We start from the raw sequence: 15919 nt of genomic DNA, 5'->3' as shown, positions 1-15919 counted from the left end.
GGTGGTCGGGTACCGGAGGCTCGCACGGACCGCGGGAGCGGTGGTTCTAGCGCCGTCGGTAGGACAGGCCGTACCCGTACGGGAACAGGGCCTGCTGGCCGTCACCGACGTTGATCGGTTCCTGCGCGGAACTCTTCGGCCAGCTGAAGCTGAGTTTCCCGGTGGGGTTGTAGTCGCCGTACAGGACGTCGGCGACGCCGGCGCCCTCCGAACCCGGCAGCCAAGCGGCCACGAGCCCGTCGATGGACGGCAGCTGCGCCGAAATGTCCAGCGGCCGCCCGGAAACCGTCACCACGACCAGCGGGACGCCCGAGGCCTTCAGCTTGCCGATGAGGGCGACGTCTTCGGCGTCGAGGCCGAGTCCGCCCGGCCGGTCTCCCTGCCCTTCGGCGTACGGCGTTTCGCCCACCACGGCGACTGCGACCTTGAAGCTGGCGTCGATTCCGTTACCCGCACGGTCATAGGTCACCTCCGTGCCCTTCCCGGCGTCCGAGCGGATGCCGTCGAGGATCGTCGTACCGGGGATGACGCGCTCGCCGCTCTGGCCCTGCCAGGTGAGCGTCCAGCCGCCCGCCTGGTTGCCCATGTCGTTCGCGTTCTTCCCGGCCACGAAGATCTTGTTGTTCTTCTTGGCCAGCGGCAGGACCCCGGAGTTCTTCAGCAGCACCTGCGACTCGCGCACCGCCTGCCGCGCCACCGCGCGGTGCGCCGCGCTGCCGAAGTCTTTCTGCAGCGAGCGGTCGGTGTACGGGTGCTCGAACAGGCCGAGCTGGAACTTCTTCGTGAGGATCCGCCGGTTGGCGTCGTCGATGCGCGACAGCGGAACATGTCCATTTTGGACTTCCGCGCGCAGGGTGTCGATGAACTTCTGGTAGTCGTAGGGGACCATCACCATGTCGATGCCGGCGTTGACGGCCTGGCTGACCTCGGCCGCGGTGAACCCCGGCTGGCCGTCGATCTGGTTGATGCCGTCCCAGTCCGAAATCACGTAGCCCGTGAAGTGCAGCTCGCCCTTCAGCAGGTCGGTGATCAGGAACTTGTTGCCGTGGTCCTTGACGCCGTTCCAGCTGTTGAAGCTGATCATCACCGAGCCGACGCCGTGGTCGACCGCGGCCCGGAACGGCGGGAGGTGGACGCGCCGCAGCTCGTCGAGGCTGATCTGCGTGTTGCCCTGGTCGACGCCGCCGGTCGTGCCGCCGTCGCCGATGAAGTGCTTGGCCGTCGCCATGATCGACGACCGGTCCGACAGCGAGCGGCCCTGCAGGCCTTCGATGACCACGGAGTTCGCGACGGCGTTGCGCGGGATCTCGCCGAAGGACTCGTACGTGCGGCCCCAGCGGTCGTCACGCGCGACGCAGAGGCACGGCGCGAAACCCCACTTCACGCCGGTGGCGGCGGCTTCGGAAGCGGTGACCGCGCCGATCTTCTCGACCAGCCGGGGGTCGTTCGCCGCGCCGAGGCCGATGTTGTGCGGGAAGACCGTCGCGCCGTAGACGTTGTTGTGGCCGTGGACGGTGTCGGCGCCGTAGACGATCGGGATCCCGAGGCCGGTCGACGTCGCCGCCCGCTGGTACGCGTCGATCATGTCGGCCCAGCCGGCCGGCGTGTTCGGCGTCGGCGTCGAACCGCCGCCGGAGAGGATGGAGCCGAGCCGGGCGGTCGCGGCCTGGGCGGGCGTGGCGGCCTGGCGCTCGGCCTCGGTCATCTGCCCGATCTTGTCGTCGAGCGTCATCCGCGACATCAGGTCTTTGACGCGGGCGGACACCGGGGCGTGCGGGTTCTTGTAAAGCGGCGTGGCCGCGGCGGAGGCCGCCGGTGCCAGTGCGGTGCCGGACAGGAGGAGAGCGGCGAAGACAGTGGCGCGCAGCGATCTCTTGGCGCGGGGGAGCGGCATTGTTCCCTCCGAAAACGATCAATCGACCCATATGTTGCGAGCCACAACAAACTAACTCCGTTGCGAAGTGGCGCCGGTCACAATTCGGTCACGACGGGCGCCCGGGTACGTTCACTCCGTGCAGTTCGTCCTCGCCTCCCAGTCCCCCGCCCGCCTCGCCCTCCTGCGTTCCGCGGGCCTCGACCCGGCCGTGTTCGTCTCCGGCGTCGACGAGGACGCCGTCGCGGCTTCGCTGACCGACCCGTCGCCGTCGGAGCTGGTCGCCGCTCTCGCCGCGGCCAAGGCCGAAGCGGTCATCGACCAGGTCGCCGCGGTCCACCCGGACGCCGTCGTCGTCGCCTGCGACTCGATGCTGCACATCGGCGGGCGGATGGTCGGCAAACCGGCCGATCCGGACACCGCGCGGCAGCGCTGGGCCGCGATGGCGGGGTCGTCCGGTGAACTCCTCACCGGGCACGCGGTCGTCCGGCTCGACGGCGGGACGCGCGCGAAGGAGACCAGCGGCTGGGAATCGACCACCGTGCGGTTCGGCACGCCCAGCCCGGAGGAGATCGACGCCTACGTCGCCACCGGCGAGCCGCTGCACGTGGCCGGCGGCTTCACGATCGACGGCCTGGGCGGCTGGTTCGTCGATGGGCTCGACGGCGGCCACACGAGCGTCATCGGCCTCAGCCTGCCGCTGACGCGCCGGCTGCTCGCCGAGGTCGGCGTGAGTGTCGTGGATCTCTGGCGACGTCCCGCATCCTGAGAAGGACGCCACACGAACGGGTGATCCGGAAGAGTCCTGCCTTGCTTAACGTTCTTTTGACGAGGCAAGACAGGAAATTTCGAGCACCGGAGTAGCCCCGTGTCTTTCGTACGAACATACACCAAGCCGCGGGTGTTCGCGGCCGCGGTTCTCGGCTCCCTCGTCGTCGGCGCCCTGCTCGGCGTCGTCGCGCGGCAGACCGAAGCCGGCTGGCTGACCGATCTCCTCGACCAGATCGGCACCATCTTCACCACGCTGCTGCAGATCGCGGTGATCCCGCTGGTCTTCACGGCGATCGTGGTCGGCATCAACAGCCTGCGGAAGCTCGGCGGCGGCCGCACCGCCGCCCGCCTCGGCGGCAAGACGGTCCTGTGGTTCGCGATCACGTCGTTCATCGCGTCGCTGATCGGTATCGCGGTCGGCCGGATCTTCAACCCGGGCTCCGGCGGGCTCGGCGGCGTCACGGCGACCGCCAAGAACGCCGACAAGGCCGCGGCCAGCGTCGACCACTGGGGCTCGTGGAGCGCCTTCGTGAACGGGCTGCTGCCGGAGAACTTCGTGAAAGCGTTTGCCGACGGCGAGACGCTGCAGGTGCTGTTCCTCGCCCTGGTGATCGGCGCGGCCGCGTACAGCCTGGGTGACAAGGCGAAGCCGTTCGTGGACTTCACGACGAGCGTGTTCGAGATCATCCAGCGCTACCTCGGCTGGATCGTCCGGCTGGCCCCGATCGGCATCATCGGCCTGATCGGCGCGGCGGTGTCCAACTACGGCGACGCGCTGTTCCGCCCGCTGTTCTCGACGACGCTCGCGGTCTACGTCGGCTGCCTGTTCGTGCTGTTCGTCGTCTACCCGATCCTGCTGCAGTTCGTGGCGAAGGTCAGCCCGCTGAAGTTCTTCGCGAAGGCCGGCACGGCGATCCAGTTCGCGTTCGCTTCGCAGTCTTCGGCCGCGACGCTGCCGCTGACCCGCCAGTCCGCGGTGAACCTCGGCGTCCAGCCGGCGTACGCGGCCTTCGCGACCCCGCTCGGCAGCGCGACGAAGATGGACGGCTGCGCGGCGGTCTTCCCGGCGATCGCGGCGATCTTCGTCGCGAACATCGCCGGGGTGTCGCTGAACTTCTGGCAGTACGTCGGCATCGTGGTGGTCGCCGTGGTCGGCGCCCTGGCGACGGCCGGGACCACCGGCTGGCTGACGGCGTTCACGCTGACGACGTCGTTCATCGGCCTCGACGCCAAGCAGGTGGCCATCGGCCTGGCGCTGATCTACTCGGTCAACCCGATCATGGACATGATGCGCACCGCGACGAACGTGGCCGGCCAGATCGTGGTCCCGACGATCGTGGCCCGCGGCGAAGGCCTCCTCGACGACGAAGTCCTCAACGCCCCCACCGACCGCCCGCTCACGACGGACGACGGCTCGGCGGCCCGCCACACCGCCCCGGCCCCCGCCTGACCGTCACTTTCCCCGTGAAAGTGTTCCGGAGCCCCGCCCTCCACAACACTTTCACGGGGAAAGTTCGGGGTTGGGTCAGGAGGTGGGGCAGGTGCGGAGGTCGGCGCGCGTGAGGCGGATGTCGGGCCAGCCGCGCAGGTCCGAGGGGGACGTGTAGCGGCGCGTGCAGCCGAGCGACTTGCCCGTCACGTCGTACACCTGGCCCAGCACCGGGGCCGCGTCGCACTTGGCCGTGCCCGAGTCCGCGCCGCGGCAGTCGTGGCGGACCACGATCACGTCGGGGCGCCCGTCGGCCGTGACGTCGTAGAGGGACAACGTCCCCGCGTCCGCGAAGTACGGCTTGCCCGGCGCGCGCCACACCCCCGCGCTCGCCACGAGCAGTTCGCCGTACGCCGCTTTGCCCTCGTCGCCGACGTCGCCGCGGACCAGGCACGTCGGCGCCGCGCCGTCGATGCAGCGCAGCGAGTTCTGGTCCAGCCGCACGCCCAGCTGGGCGATCGTCAGCTCGAACACCGTCCCCGGCTCGGCTCCGACGCGCACCCGCGCCGACCCGCCCGCCGCGTCGGCGAGCAGCACGACCGGCGTCCCGCCGACCGTCACGGCCGCGAGCTGGCGGCACGGGCCGCCGCCGCACGTCACCACCGCGGGCGCCGGGGCCGCCGCGGGCTCGGCCGCGCCGGACGGCGCCTCCGGCCGCGGGCGCAGCAGGAACACCGCGCCGATCGCGCCGAGCGTCACCACCGCCGCCAGCACCGCGGTGAGCAACGCCGACCGAGGCGTCCGCGCTGCCGAAGTCCGCATGAGACAGAGCGTAAGCCGCTTCGCGACTGTGTGTGGGCGGCGCCCCGGCGGGGTGTGGCCGAAATCCCCCGGCCGGGCACCCCACCAGGTCAACCCGGCTTGACGCAGCGTGTCCGTCTATGTTGTCCGGGTGACCAACCCGAATCTTCCCCCCGCCCTGTACCTGCCGACCGGCCCGGCCAGCGCCGAGACCGAGGGCGCGTCGATCGAGCTGCGCCGCACACCCGACGGCCGCACCGCGCTGGTCGCGTTCACCGCGCTGGACCGGCTGATCGACTGCTGCGGCGAGCACCAGCCGTGGGTGCTGGTGAACACCGAGCACCTGCCGAAGGTGCACGCGGCGAACCCCTACGACGTCATCGTGCTCGACTCGCCGCTGCCCCAGGAGCTGCGCCACCACGTCTGAGCGTGGTTCAGCTCTCACTCAAGGGACTCCCGACGGCATATCCGTAGACTTCCCCGTACCGCGAAAGCGGTCAGCAATGCAGCTGTCGGGACGCAGGAGGTGCGGGGTGGCCGAGCAGGTCGGCGAATCGACCGGTGGTCCGGTGACCAAGATCCTGGTCGCCAACCGGGGCGAGATCGCGGTACGCGTGATCAGAGCCGCCAAGGACGCCGGCTTGGCCAGCGTCGCGGTGTACGCCGACCCGGACCGCGACGCACCGCACGTGCGCCTGGCCGACGAGGCGTTCGCGCTCGGCGGCACGACAGCCGCCGAGAGCTACCTGAACTTCGACAAGCTCCTCGACGCCGCCAAGCGCGCGGGCGCCGACTCGGTGCACCCGGGCTACGGCTTCCTCTCCGAGAACGCGGACTTCGCCCAGGCCGTCCTCGACGCCGGGCTGACCTGGATCGGGCCGAGCCCGCAGGCCATCCGCGACCTCGGCGACAAGGTCACCGCGCGCCACATCGCGATGCGCGCGGGCGCGCCGCTGGTGCCGGGCACGAAGGAGCCGGTCAAGGACGCCGAGGAGATCGTGGCGTTCGCCGACGAGCACGGCCTGCCGGTGGCCATCAAGGCCGCGTTCGGCGGTGGTGGCCGCGGCCTGAAGGTCGCGCGCACCCGCGAAGAGATCCCCGAGCTGTTCGAGTCGGCCACGCGTGAGGCGGTCGCCGCGTTCGGCCGCGGCGAGTGCTTCGTCGAGCGCTACCTCGACAAGCCGCGGCACGTCGAGGCCCAGGTCCTGGCGGACATGCACGGCACCGCGATCGTCGTCGGCACCCGCGACTGCTCGCTGCAGCGCCGCCACCAGAAGCTCGTCGAGGAGGCGCCCGCGCCGTTCCTGAGCGACGAGCAGCGCAAGCGCATCCACGAGTCCGCGAAGGCGATCTGCAAGGAAGCCGGCTACTACGGCGCCGGCACGGTCGAGTACCTGGTCGCGACCGACGGCACCATCTCCTTCCTCGAGGTCAACACGCGGCTGCAGGTCGAGCACCCGGTTTCGGAGGAAACCACCGGGCTCGACCTGGTGCGCGAGATGTTCCGCATCGCGCGCGGCGAGAAGCTGCGGATCACCGAGGACCCCGAGCCGCGCGGCCACTCGATCGAGTTCCGCATCAACGGCGAGGACGCCGGCCGCGGCTTCCTCCCCGCCCCGGGCACGGTGACGAAGTTCGTCGCGCCGAGCGGGCCGGGCGTGCGCGTCGACTCCGGTGTCGAGTCCGGCAGCGTGATCGGCGGCCAGTTCGACTCGATGCTGGCGAAGCTGATCGTCACCGGCTCGGACCGGAACAACGCCCTGGAGCGCAGCCGCCGCGCGCTGGCCGAGATGGTCGTCGAGGGCATGGCGACGGTGCTGCCGTTCGACCGCGTGATCGTCGACGACCCCGCGTTCATCGGCGACGAGAACGGCTTCAGCGTGCACACGCGCTGGATCGAGACGGAGTTCGACAACCAGATCGAGCCGTTCGTCGCGCCGGACGTCGAGACGCCCGAAGAGTCGCCGCGGCAGAACGTCGTCGTCGAGGTCGGTGGACGCCGGCTCGAGGTCTCGCTGCCGGGCGGGTTCGCGCTCGAAGGCGGCGGCGGGGGCGGTACCGCCGTCAAGGCGAAGCCGCGCAAGCGCGCCGGCGGCGGCAAGGCGGCCGTGAGCGGTGACGCCGTCACCGCGCCGATGCAGGGCACCATCGTCAAGGTCGCCGTCGAAGAGGGCCAGAGCGTCGAAGCCGGCGAGCTGATCGTCGTCCTCGAGGCGATGAAGATGGAAAATCCGGTCACCGCACACAAGGCGGGCACGATCACCGGCCTGGCGGTCGAGGTCGGCGCCGCCGTGACGCAGGGCACGCAGCTTCTCGAGATCAAGTAGGACAGTTCGTTACAGATGTCGTGGTGGGCCGCCCCCGAGGCGGCCTACCATCGACTACGTGACCGAAGTCCCGTCTCCGCAGCTGCGGATCAGCGACCAGAACCGCGAGTCCGCGCTGTCCGCGCTCGGTGAGCACATGAGCGCGGGGCGGATCGACATCGACGAGTACGGCGAGCGCTCGGCGCGGATCACCGCGGCCAAGACGCGCGGCGAGCTCGTCGAGATCTTCGCGGACCTGCCCGCGCCGCACCCCCAGTACGAGGACGTCCCCCAGGCCGTCGCGGCGCCCGAGCCGGCCGCCGCGCCCGTGCCGGCGCGGCCGGGGACACCCGACAACTGGTCGCCGCCGCAGCGGTTCCTCGCCGCGATCGTGCCGCTGGCCTTCATCGCCGCGATCGCGCTGATCGCCACGGGCACGCTGGCCTGGCCGATCATCTTCGTCCCGATCGGGCTGACCGTGCTCGGCAAGTCGATGTGGGGCCACGACTGGAACCACGACCAGAACCACCGCGACCGCCACGACCGGCACCTGCGCGACCGGGAGCGCCGGCGCGAGCTGCGCGACTCGTTCCGCGACCACCGGCGTGGCCTGGACCGCTGAGCCCGCCGTGAGCGACATGCGGTTGAGCGACGCCGAACGCCAGGACGCCCTGGACGTCCTCGAAGAGCACGTCCGCAGCGGGCGCCTCGACATCGACGAGTACGGGACCCGCTCCGCGAAGGTCACCGCGGCCAAACGGGTCAGCGAGCTCGTCCCGCTGTTCGACGACCTGCCGTCGCCGCGCCCGAGCGCCCTGCTCAACGGGGCCACCGCGCCCCAGGTGCCGGTGATGTCCGGCGACAGCCCGCTGGTCACCTTCCTGCAGCGCGGCGCGGTTCCGATCGCGATCGTCCTGGCGATCGTGGTGCTCATCCTGTCCCGCGGCCGGCTGCTGATCGTCTCGGTCGCGCTGCCGCTGGTGATCGCGATGCTCGCGGGGGCCCGCAGGCGGCGCTGAGCCTGCGAGAATCGGCCCGTGATGGGCGTGGTTCCGGGCGCGCTGGACGCCCGAGGCGAACGGCTGGCGGGCCCGATCTTCACCGGGGTCGGCCTGGCCGCGCTCGCCGCGTGCGTGGTCTGGGGGCCCGGGATCCGGGGCGTCACGCTGGCCGTCGTCGTGCTGACGGCGGTGTGGGTGCCGCTGCTGGTCCCGCTGTTCCCGCACCGGCGGGCGCACCCGTGGCTCGCCGCGGGCTACTACGCCGGGGTGCTCGCGGCGGCGACGGTGCTCGTGGCGCGCGACGACACGTTCATGGGCTTCGCGTCCTTCGGATATCCGCTCGCCTTCGTGCTCTTTCCGGCGAGGTGGGGGTTCTTCGCGGTGGCCGCGACGGCGACGCTGCCGCTGCTGGCCGCGAACTCGGATTCGCCCAGCCCGACCTGGGTGCTGGTCCTGTCGATGGCCGGGCCGCTGCTGTACGCGGCGTGGTTCGTCGGGGTGGAGAGCGAGCAGCGGCGGAAGGCCAACGTCCGGCTGGAAGCCGCGTTGGCGGAGAACGCGAGCCTGCACGCGCAACTGGTGGCGCGGGCGCGGGAAGCGGGCGTGCTCGACGAACGGCAGCGGCTGGCGCGTGAAATCCACGACACGCTCGCCCAGGGCCTGACCGGGATCGTCACGCAGCTGCAGGCCGCCGAGGGCCCCGACCGCGACCGGCGCTTGGCGCGGGTGCGGGAACTGGCCCGCGACAGCCTCGGCGAAGCGCGTCGCGCGGTCCAGGCACTGCGGCCGGAACCCCTCGACGCGGCCCAGCTGCCGGAAGCGCTTTCCGAGCTGGCCGCCCGCGTCGCCGAAACGTCCGGCGTCGCGGTCCGCGTCGAGACGACCGGCGAGACCCGGCCCCTGCTGCCCGAGCTGGAGGTGACGCTCTACCGCGTCGCCCAGGAAGCGCTGGCGAACGCGGAGAAGCACGCTCGCGCGTCCCGGATCGGGGTCACCCTGTCCTATTCGGACGATCTGGTCCTGCTCGACGTCGTCGACGACGGCGTCGGTTTCCGCCCGGGCGACCGCGGCGACGGCACGGGCTTCGGCCTGGAGGCCATGCGCCGGCGCGTCCAGCGGGTCGCGGGCACACTCTCGGTGGAGAGCACCCCCGGCGACGGCACTGCGGTGAGTGCCCAGGTCCCCGCGCTCTGAGATTGCTCCGTTCGCCGGACAACCGGTTCCCGCCTCCGGACGTGGAGAGCACGCAGGTCCGGGGGAAAGGGGACGCAATGAACAAGACGTGGATGCGGGCGGGAGTGCTCGCCACGGTGGCGATCGCCGTCACCGCACTGGGTGCCCCGGCGGACGCGGCGGTCCGGATCCCGTGGCGGCCGACGGTGCTGCCGCTGCCGCCCGGCGCGGGCGCGGGGAACCTGACCGGGACGGACGGGAAGGGCGAGTACACCGGCACGTTCACGATCAACGGCGTGACGCAGGTCGTGAGCTGGCGCAACGGCCAGCCGATCCTGCGCGGCGTACCGAGCGGGTTCGAGCGGGTGGACGCCAACGACGAGAACGACTCGGGCGTAGTCGTGGGCACGATCCACGACTACGAGAGCATGGTCAGCCGGACGTACACCCTGGACGCGTCGGGCTACCACATCAAGGACAACCCGGCGGGCTACCAGGAGGTCACCGGCGTCGCGATCAACACGCGCGGCGACGTGCTGGGCGAGGCCTACCAGCCCAGGGTGGGCAGCGCCATCGTCCTGTGGCGGGCCGACGGCAGCGCGCCGGTGGTCATCCCGGAGACGGGGGACCTCGCGAACCCGCGCGACCTGGACGACGACGGCACGATCCTGCTGGACTCGGGCACCGGCTCGGCACTGTGGAAGGACGGCGTCGTCCGGTACCTGTCGCCGAGCCCGTCGGCACAGGCCCAAGGGTCCGCGATCCGCAACGGGATCGTCGTCGGGTGGCGCACAGGACAGGCGGCCCGGTGGTCGGCGCCGGACGGGTGGGTCGGCCTGGAGGGCGGCGGGATCGCCACGAGCATCAACAAGGCCGGGTTGACCGCGGGCCTGGTGCCGACGCCCTCGGAGCCGCAGATCTACGGCAACGGAGTGGTGTGGCGCGGCACGGTCCCGGGCGTCGTGCAGGGCCCGAGCGGCTATTCGCGGTTCAGGCCGGAGGTCGCGGCCGACGACGGCACGCTCGCGGGCTACGCGTCGAACGACCTGACCCCGAGCAGCGGGGTGCCGGTCATCTGGCGCCTGACGCCGTGAAACCGGCTTGATCACCGGGCCGGGAGCGACGTGCTCCCGGCCTGGCTAGGCTGGGCGGAGTGGAACCGGTGGAGATCAACGCGGGCACGTACTACCTGCGCCAGCTGCGCGCCGACCGGCACATCGACGACCGCCCGCTGCTCATGGAGGCGTTCGCCGACCCGACGCACCGCAAGTACGTGCTGAACTACCGCTTGCGCACGCTCGACGAGGCCACCGAGTACGTCGCGCTGCGGGCGGCCCAGTGGGCCGGCGACGAGCGCTGCTCGTGGGCGATCGCGGAACCGACGTCCGGCAGGCTGCTGGGCGAGGTGGGGCTGCGCGAGCTGAACCTGGACGCGAACTACGCCGAAGCCACGATCTGGGTCCACCCCGCCGAGCGCGGCAAGGGCATCGCGACCACGGCGTTGAGCGCGGCCCTGCGCTTCGGCTTCGGCGGGCTGGGGCTCACCGAGGTGACGTACCGGTACGAGGAGAGCAACGCGGCCTCGGCGATCGTCGCGGAGCGCTGCGGGTTCACGCTGGTGGGCCCGGAGACCGAGCGGGCCCCGACCGGTGAGCGGCTGATCCGCTGGCACCGGACGAGCTGAACAGCCCCCGCCGCTCCCCGGGGGGGTCCCGGCAAAGTCGTGGCCGCGGTCTGCCCGGCGTCGCGGCGATGTCATGAAAGGGTCGTTCATGTCGTCTGACGAGGTGAACGACCCGTTCATGACGTACGGGCGACCGGATCGGCCGCGCTGACCTGACTTTGCCGGAACCCTGCCGCTCCCCGGGGGGCTCCCGGCACAGTCGTGGCCGCGGTCTGCCCGGCGTCGCGGCGATGTCATGACAGGGTCGTTCATGTCGTCTGACGAGGTGAACGACCCGTTCATGACGTACGGGCGACCGGATCGGCCGCGCTGACCTGACTTTGCCGGAACCCTGCCGCTCCCCGGGGGGCGTCCCCTTGGCCAGTCTATCGGCGCCCCCGGACAAGACCTCGCTTCCGGCCGTCCGGGAGCCGTCGTTGTCCACAACCCGTGGGGGCTGGGGACAACCTCCTCAGCTCACCGGCTCCACGATGCCCGCGCGGGCCTCCGGGGCCGCCGACCGCAGGGCGTCCGCGGCTTCGTCGCTCGGCTGGGACTGCGACTCCCGCTCCGCCTCCACCCGCGCGTTGTAGACCTCGATCTCGCGCTTCACCGTTTCGGGTGACCAGCCGAGGACTTCACCCACCAGGGTCGCCACCTGCTCGGCGCAGTCGACGCCGCGGTGGGCGTACTCGATCGAAATGCGCGTCCGGCGGGCCAGCACGTCCTCCAGGTGCAGCGCGCCCTCGTGCGAAGCCGCGTACACCACCTCGACGCCCAGGTAGTCCGGTGCGTGCTCGATCGGCTTCAGCAGCTCCGGGCGGCCGCTCGCCGTCGCCAGGACCTCATTGACCAGCGAGCCGTAGCGGTCCAGCAGGTGCCGCACCCGGTAGGGGTGCAGGCCGTGCTCGGCGGCCAGGTGGTCGGCCTGGTTGACCAGCGCGTGGTAGCCGTCCGCGCCGAGCAGCGGCACCTTGTCCGTGATCGACGGCTGCGAGCGGCCCGGCAGGTCGACCGCCGCCGCGTCGACGGCGTCCGCCGCCATCACCCGGTACGTCGTGTACTTGCCGCCCGCGATCGCGACCAGGCCCGGGGCCACCCGCGCCACCGCGTGCTCGCGCGAAAGCTTCGACGTCTCTTCGCTCTCCCCCGCCAGCAACGGGCGAAGGCCCGCGTAGACGCCTTCGATGTCGTCGTGCGTCAGCGGCGTCGCCAGGACGCTGTTGACGTGCTCCAGCAGGTAGTCGATGTCGTGCTTCGTCGCCGCCGGGTGCGCGAGGTCCAGGTTCCAGTCCGTGTCCGTCGTCCCGACGATCCAGTGGTTGCGCCACGGAATGACGAACAGCACCGACTTCTCGGTGCGCAGGATCATCCCCGACTCCGAGACGATCCGGTCGCGCGGCACGACGATGTGCACGCCCTTGCTCGCGCGCACGCGGAACCGCCCGCGGCCGCCGGACAGGCGCTGCAGCTCGTCGGTCCAGACGCCGGTGCAGTTGATCACCGCGGCCGCCGAGATCTCCGTCTCGCGGCCGTCCTCGACGTCGCGCACGCGCACGCCGGACACCCGGTCGGCCTCGCGCAGGAACCCGACGACCTGGGTCGACGTCCGCACGACCGCGCCATAGTGCGCCGCCGTCCGCGCGACCGTCATGGTGTGGCGGGCGTCGTCGGACTGCGCGTCGTAGTAGCGGATCCCGCCGATCAGCGCCGACCGCTTGAGCGCGGGCACCATCCGCAGCGCGCCCGCGCGGGTCAGGTGCTTCTGGCCCGGGACGCTGCGGGCGCCGCCCATCGTGTCGTACATCAGCAGGCCGGCCGCGGTGTACGGCCGTTCCCACACGCGGCGCGTCAGCGGGTAGAGGAAGCTGACCGGCTTGACGAGGTGCGGCGCGATGGTCGTCAACATCAGCTCGCGCTCGCGAAGCGCTTCCCGGACCAGGCCGAACTCGAGCTGCTCCAGGTACCGCAGGCCGCCGTGGAACAGCTTGCTCGACCGGCTCGAGGTCCCCGAAGCGAGATCCCGGGCTTCGACGAGCGCGACGCGCAGGCCGCGTGTCGCGGCGTCGAGCGCCGTGCCCGCGCCGACCACGCCGCCGCCGATGACGACGAGGTCGAACGTCTCGTTGCCGAGCCGCTGCCAGGTCTCGTCCCGCTTGGCCGGGCCCAGTCGAGCCGGGTTCGTCTCCGCTGCGTGCTGCGCCACGTGACAGTCCTCCTCGTGCTGGCGAGGGTTCCAGCATCGCACGACCCGGTGATCCTCCGCCCGTCCACGGATGACACGTGTGGCGTAACCCTCCGCGATCTTGGCGAGATTCGGCTACCCGGTGCCTGGAATGATCTTCGGCACACCGGTAACGTCGCGCGGACGTGGGTCGGCAACGGTGCCGTGGCACGCCGTGATCGACCCTGCGCAGAGTGTCCAGTGTGGAGGTGCAGCGGTGAGTGCTGGGGCAATAATCGTCTGGGAACTACTGGGAACGGCCGCGCTGATCCTGCTCGGCAACGGTGTGGTCGCGAACCACGTGCTCCGCAAGAACAACGGGCACCAAGCCGGCTTCCTGTTCATCAACTTCGGCTGGGCGTTCGCCGTCTTCACCGGCGCCAGCATCGCCGCCCCGAGCGGGGCCCACCTCAACCCGGCCGTGACGCTGGGCCTCGCGATCGCGGACAAGACGCCGTGGAAAGACGTGCCGTTCTACTTCATCGGGCAGTTCGCCGGCGCGATCATCGGCGCCGTCCTCTGCTGGGCCGCCTACAAGCTGCAGTTCGACGACCACCCCGAGCCCGAGAACACGCTCGGCATCTTCTCCACCGCACCGCAGATCCCCAACACCGCCTGGAACCTCGTCACCGAAGTCATCGGCACGTTCGTGCTGGTGGTCTGGATCCTGCTCAGCCCGGTGTTCGCGACCGGCGACGGCGGCACCCCGAACTTCGGCAACTCCGCACTCGGCTACGCGGGCGTGTCGTTCGTCGTGCTGGTGATCGGTACTTCGCTCGGCGGGCCGACGGGCTACGCCATCAACCCGGCGCGCGACCTCGGCCCGCGCATCGCGTACGCGTTCCTGCTGCCGATCAAGAACAAGGCGAACGCCAACTGGGGGTACTCGTGGATCCCGGTCGCCGGCCCGCTGGCCGGTGGCGCGCTCGCCGCGCTCGTCTACCTCCTCGTCCACAACCTGAAGTGATCGCCCGTCCGAGAAGAATCCCGGGAGCACACAAATGACTTCGTACGTAGCCGCGATCGACCAGGGCACCACCTCGACCCGGTGCATGATCTTCAACCACGAGGGCCGCGTGGTCTCGGTCGACCAGCGCGAGCACGAGCAGATCTTCCCGAAGGCGGGCTGGGTCGAGCACAACGCCGAGGAGATCTGGGAGAACACGCGCCGGGTCGCCGCTGGCGCGCTCGCCAAGGCCGACCTGACCGCCAAGGACATCGCCGCCGTCGGCATCACCAACCAGCGCGAAACCGCGCTCGTCTGGGACAAGACGACCGGCAAGCCGGTGTACAACGCGATCGTCTGGCAGGACACCCGCACCGACCGGATCGTGACGGAGCTGGGCAACCTCGGCGGCGGCCAGGAGCGCTACCGCGACAAGGTCGGGCTCCCGCTCGCGACGTACTTTTCGGGGCCGAAGATCAAGTGGGTCCTCGACAACGTCGAAGGCGCGCGCGAGAAGGCCGAAGCCGGTGACCTGATCTTCGGCAACATGGACACCTGGGTGCTGTGGAACATGACGGGCGGCGCCGACGGCGGCGTGCACGTCACGGACCCGACCAACGCGTCGCGCACGATGCTGATGGACCTCGACACCCTGCGGTGGGACGAGGGCATCGCCGGCGAGATGGGCATCCCGCTGTCGATGCTGCCGGAGATCCGGTCGTCGTCCGAGGAGTACGGCAAGGTCCGCGAGAAGGGCGCGCTGGCCGGCGTGCCGATCGCGGGCATCCTGGGCGACCAGCAGGCCGCGACGTTCGGCCAGGCCTGCCTGTCTCCCGGCGAGGCCAAGAACACCTACGGCACCGGCAACTTCATGCTGCTCAACACGGGCACCGAGAAGGTGATGTCGCAGAACGGCCTGCTCACGACGGTCTGCTACAAGATCGGCTCGAACGACACGGTGTACGCGCTGGAAGGTTCCATCGCGGTGACGGGGTCGCTGGTGCAGTGGCTGCGCGACAACCTGGGCATGATCACGACGGCGGCCGAGATCGAGGAGCACGCGCGCAGCGTCGAGGACAACGGCGGCGCGTACTTCGTCCCGGCGTTCTCGGGGTTGTTCGCTCCTTACTGGCGATCCGACGCGCGCGGCGCGATCGTCGGGCTCACCCGGTTCGTGAACAAGGGGCACCTGGCCCGCGCGGTCCTGGAGGCGACGGCGTTCCAGTCCCGCGAGGTGATCGACGCGATGAACGCCGACTCGGGTGTCCCGCTGAAGTCGCTGAAGGTGGACGGCGGCATGGTGGTCAACGAGCTGCTGATGCAGTTCCAGGCCGACATCCTCGGCGTGCCGGTGATCCGCCCGGTGGTCAACGAGACCACGGCCCTCGGCGCGGCGTACGCGGCCGGGCTGGCGGTCGGGTTCTGGGAGTCCGAGGACGACATCCGCAACAACTGGGCCCAGGACAAGCAGTGGGACCCGTCGATGGACGACTCCCGCCGCGAGCGCGAGTACCGCAACTGGAAGAAGGCCGTGACGAAGACCTTCGACTGGGTCGAGGACGAGGACTGACGGCGAGTGGGTCGGGGGCGCCGGTGGGCGCCTCCGGCCCGCTCGTGCTCCGCCGCGCAATTGGCTCGCTTGTCCGGCGCGGGCGGCCGCGCACTTGACTCGCCCGGCCGGCGCGGGCGGCCGCGCACTTGACTCGCCCGGCTGGCGCGGGCGGCCGCGCAC

Annotated in this window: 14 protein-coding genes; 11 read left to right on the top strand and 3 right to left on the bottom strand. The window is 71.0% G+C overall.

Going from position 1 to position 15919, the window contains the following annotated elements; genetic code table 11:
- Nucleotides 1-46: 46 nt before the first annotated feature.
- Complete coding sequence (locus ABFJ78_RS29875) at nt 47-1894, bottom strand: glycoside hydrolase family 3 protein (protein WP_436389896.1); 1848 nt, start codon at nt 1892-1894, stop codon at nt 47-49.
- A 118-nt stretch (nt 1895-2012) separates the two neighbouring features.
- On the opposite strand from ABFJ78_RS29875, the gene ABFJ78_RS29870 reads away from it, so the two are divergent.
- Nucleotides 2013-2642 carry a Maf family protein gene (locus ABFJ78_RS29870; RefSeq protein ID WP_436389895.1) on the top strand — a complete coding sequence of 210 codons (630 nt, stop codon included), beginning with the start codon at nt 2013-2015 and terminating at the stop codon, nt 2640-2642.
- 99 nt (nt 2643-2741) lie between these two features.
- Nucleotides 2742-4094, top strand: a complete 1353-nt coding sequence (locus ABFJ78_RS29865; protein ID WP_436389894.1) for a dicarboxylate/amino acid:cation symporter — start codon at nt 2742-2744, stop codon at nt 4092-4094.
- 75 nt (nt 4095-4169) lie between these two features.
- Here the strand turns inward: ABFJ78_RS29865 and ABFJ78_RS29860 are convergent, their stop codons facing one another.
- Nucleotides 4170-4895, bottom strand: coding sequence for a hypothetical protein (locus ABFJ78_RS29860; protein ID WP_436389893.1), 726 nt, complete (start codon nt 4893-4895; stop codon nt 4170-4172).
- A gap of 130 nt (nt 4896-5025) precedes the next feature.
- On the opposite strand from ABFJ78_RS29860, the gene ABFJ78_RS29855 reads away from it, so the two are divergent.
- From ABFJ78_RS29855 to ABFJ78_RS29825, 7 genes are all read left to right on the top strand, one after another.
- Nucleotides 5026-5301, top strand: a complete 276-nt coding sequence (locus tag ABFJ78_RS29855) for an SAV_915 family protein (protein WP_086673790.1) — start codon at nt 5026-5028, stop codon at nt 5299-5301.
- A gap of 106 nt (nt 5302-5407) precedes the next feature.
- On the top strand, nt 5408-7201 hold the full coding sequence (locus tag ABFJ78_RS29850) for an acetyl/propionyl/methylcrotonyl-CoA carboxylase subunit alpha (protein WP_436389892.1): 1794 nt from the start codon (nt 5408-5410) through the stop codon (nt 7199-7201).
- A 58-nt stretch (nt 7202-7259) separates the two neighbouring features.
- Entirely contained in the window at nt 7260-7802 is a 543-nt protein-coding gene (locus ABFJ78_RS29845) for a DUF1707 SHOCT-like domain-containing protein (RefSeq protein WP_436389891.1), read from the top strand.
- Between the two features lie 7 nt (nt 7803-7809).
- Nucleotides 7810-8199, top strand: coding sequence for a DUF1707 SHOCT-like domain-containing protein (locus tag ABFJ78_RS29840; protein ID WP_436389890.1), 390 nt, complete (start codon nt 7810-7812; stop codon nt 8197-8199).
- Between the two features lie 21 nt (nt 8200-8220).
- Nucleotides 8221-9375, top strand: coding sequence for a sensor histidine kinase (locus ABFJ78_RS29835; protein WP_436390159.1), 1155 nt, complete (start codon nt 8221-8223; stop codon nt 9373-9375).
- Between the two features lie 77 nt (nt 9376-9452).
- Entirely contained in the window at nt 9453-10448 is a 996-nt protein-coding gene (locus tag ABFJ78_RS29830; RefSeq protein WP_436389889.1) for a hypothetical protein, read from the top strand.
- A gap of 59 nt (nt 10449-10507) precedes the next feature.
- Nucleotides 10508-11038 carry a GNAT family N-acetyltransferase gene (locus ABFJ78_RS29825; RefSeq protein ID WP_436389888.1) on the top strand — a complete coding sequence of 177 codons (531 nt, stop codon included), beginning with the start codon at nt 10508-10510 and terminating at the stop codon, nt 11036-11038.
- Nucleotides 11039-11489: 451 nt separating this feature from the next.
- On the opposite strand, the gene ABFJ78_RS29820 is transcribed toward ABFJ78_RS29825, so the two are convergent.
- The gene (locus ABFJ78_RS29820) at nt 11490-13223 is read right to left on the bottom strand and encodes a glycerol-3-phosphate dehydrogenase/oxidase (RefSeq protein ID WP_400863870.1); all 1734 of its coding nucleotides are present in this window, start codon (nt 13221-13223) and stop codon (nt 11490-11492) included.
- Nucleotides 13224-13458: 235 nt separating this feature from the next.
- Here ABFJ78_RS29820 and ABFJ78_RS29815 point away from each other — a divergent pair, with 235 nt between their 5' ends.
- Nucleotides 13459-14208 carry an MIP/aquaporin family protein gene (locus tag ABFJ78_RS29815; protein ID WP_436389887.1) on the top strand — a complete coding sequence of 250 codons (750 nt, stop codon included), beginning with the start codon at nt 13459-13461 and terminating at the stop codon, nt 14206-14208.
- 34 nt (nt 14209-14242) lie between these two features.
- A complete protein-coding gene (glpK, locus tag ABFJ78_RS29810; protein ID WP_436389886.1) occupies nt 14243-15757 on the top strand; it encodes a glycerol kinase GlpK in 1515 nt (504 codons plus the stop codon).
- The last annotated feature ends 162 nt before the right edge of the window (nt 15758-15919 follow it).

The sequence above is a fragment of the Amycolatopsis sp. MEPSY49 genome (genome assembly GCF_051337345.1).
Lineage (GTDB): Bacteria > Actinomycetota > Actinomycetes > Mycobacteriales > Pseudonocardiaceae > Amycolatopsis.
This window is presented reverse-complemented; position numbering and strand designations above follow the sequence as displayed.